Below are 1,649 nucleotides of genomic sequence, written 5' to 3'. Positions count from 1 at the left end.
TCGTTCCGGCCACAAAAAGCGTGGCCTCCACTGGACTGCCTACGCTGCGCTGCGGCAGCCAATTAGCAAAGCGTTATGTGTCAGTAATTACCGTAATTTGGATGTAGTAATGGAAGTTTTAAAAAAAATTTTTGAGAACAAAAATTTATTAAAAGCGGCAGTTTTTCTTCTTCATCTATCAGTGATTCTGCAGCTGATGCAAAAAACGAAGATCTATTACCAGATGTTCAGTATGAATATTAGAATCTCGGATTACTTTTATGTTTCTATGAATATTATTATTGGCTTCGTAGCTGCTTATATAGTCGTCTTGTATTTTCGTCGAGCGCTGACTGATAACTTTTACTACAATATTCAGTGGGATAGGAAATGGATAGCGAGAGGCTTCGCAGTTTTGATGCTGCTTGTAGGCTATGCAGCAGCTCAAGAGTCCTTGAATGATGTGCTTAAGTTTTTTGGGTTTTTCCGTGTCTTTGTCAACTTCCCTTTTTGGGCTTTTTATGAAGTTTCCGGGATATTTCCTTTTAGTTACTTAGCTATTCCGCTGGTACTTATATGTCACTTGACTCACAAAAATGGCAAGGAAGAACCATCGACTCTCAAAGCTTAAAGAATCTTGTGGCTTTGGCACATAACAAGCGCAGCCACAAACGGCCACTGTGTGGCCTGGACCTCAACCGCTTCGCGGGTTTCGGCCTGTGCTGCGAGCGTTAGGCACTCGGAGGTTTAGTCGTGCTAGTATCACTGGATGAGCATATTTCTGAATTAACGAGGCTAGTATCAGAAATCGATGATTTTGTAGAGTGGGAAAGTGTCTACGAATGGTTAAACATAGCAAACTCTATAGACTCCATTTCAATAGACACTACAAAAAATAACTCTAGCTTTGGATGGTGTAGAGATGCAGATGAATATGATTTGGCTAGAAGTGATTTACTCCAAATTTCTATAAAAAAGTTAGCTGTCTTTAATTTTATCTGGGGAGCTTTAGAAGCCTCAATTGATATCGTAAAGCCTGAAAAACATCCCGAAAAAGATAAAAGAGGAAAAATAAGCAATACATGCTTTCTATTGAAAAAGAGTTTTAGCTCTCACTCCCAACTGATCGGTCTCAATGAGCAAACCGCAGCTTTCAAAGATCACGCAGCTTTATGTTTTGGATTTGGTAATGTCGAGAGTAGATTATCAAAATTGACGGAATATGGCTCATCCGGAATTGGCTTATACGCAGTTTATGAGCTCAGAAACCTTTTCGCTCATGGAAGCCTATCTTTTCCACAACCAGATGGATTTAACAGGCCGCGTAGCCCATTCAATTCGTTAGTAGATCACGCTTCGCATATAGTATTGATGAGTATTCAAATGCTTATGCTGCATCATTTTGATTACGATTTTTACGAGGTTTGGCATAACAATGATACTGTCCAGCTTAAAACAGTTTTACGCAATTGCCACCTCATTAGTAGTGATCAGGAGGGGCAAATTGCTTTGCTATAATGTGCCTAACAAGCGCCTTAAACATCGCGGCCTGTGGCCGCTGGACTCGCAACAAGTTGCTCGCCGTTTAGGCGTGCGTTATAAGCCATAGGAAAGATCGGTGTCAAAATCGTTAATAGGCAAACTCGATGTACTCAGCGTTTTTATTGCGT

General features: G+C 40.6%; 2 protein-coding genes. Both read left to right on the top strand.

The genetic code is table 11. From position 1 onward, the window contains the following. On the top strand, positions 1 to 610 hold a 610-nt coding region (locus J3B89_RS20950; RefSeq protein WP_215399539.1), incomplete at its 5' end, for a hypothetical protein. 122 nt (positions 611 to 732) lie between these two features. Beyond that, a complete protein-coding gene (locus tag J3B89_RS20945; RefSeq protein WP_215399538.1) occupies positions 733 to 1,497 on the top strand; it encodes a hypothetical protein in 765 nt (254 codons plus the stop codon). The last annotated feature ends 152 nt before the right edge of the window (positions 1,498 to 1,649 follow it).

Origin of the sequence: Rheinheimera oceanensis (assembly GCF_018831085.1) — a bacterium.
In the GTDB taxonomy this organism is placed as follows: domain Bacteria; phylum Pseudomonadota; class Gammaproteobacteria; order Enterobacterales; family Alteromonadaceae; genus Alishewanella; species Alishewanella oceanensis.
Note: the sequence above shows the minus strand (reverse complement) of the source record. Positions and strands in the feature narration are given on the sequence as shown.